This is a genomic window from Streptomyces sp. NRRL B-24572, from assembly GCF_002156145.1.
GTDB classification, from domain to species: Bacteria; Actinomycetota; Actinomycetes; order Streptomycetales; family Streptomycetaceae; genus Streptomyces; species Streptomyces vietnamensis.
The window spans coordinates 1-344 of record NZ_MWIG01000920.1 but is presented as its reverse complement, the minus strand read 5'-3'; the positions used below and the strand labels follow the sequence as shown (position 1 = coordinate 344).

Here is a 344-nt window from a genome sequence, read left to right as displayed (position 1 = left end):
CCTCCTCGAAGGCCTCGGCCGACCACGGCCACCAGTCGACCGGGTTGTCGGCGTGCTGCAGGAGGTACGGGGAGGTCTCATGGGCCAGTCGGTTCGGCATGTCCCCATCCTGCCGCAGCGGTCTCCTCCTTTCTCCGCTCTCTCGCGCCGACGCGCGCGACGCAGGACACTGGGCCGGATTCGTCGGGCACGCGCGGAGGGGGAACGCAGATGCGGGAGAGTCACCGGGCCGAGGCCGAGCGGCTGTTGGAACGGGCCGTGGCGGAGGAGGCACGGGCCTCCGGCCTCGCCCCGGACGAGGCGGACGCACTGCTGGCGCAGGGCCGGGCGGGGCTGGACGTGAT

At 73.3% G+C, this 344-nt stretch carries 1 protein-coding gene; it reads right to left on the bottom strand.

Annotated features, from left to right (window positions below):
- Window positions 1-100: DUF255 domain-containing protein (locus tag CCN56_RS38260; RefSeq protein ID WP_143664777.1), on the bottom strand; the 100-nt coding region annotated here is incomplete at its 3' end.
- Window positions 101-344: the final 244 nt, after the last annotated feature.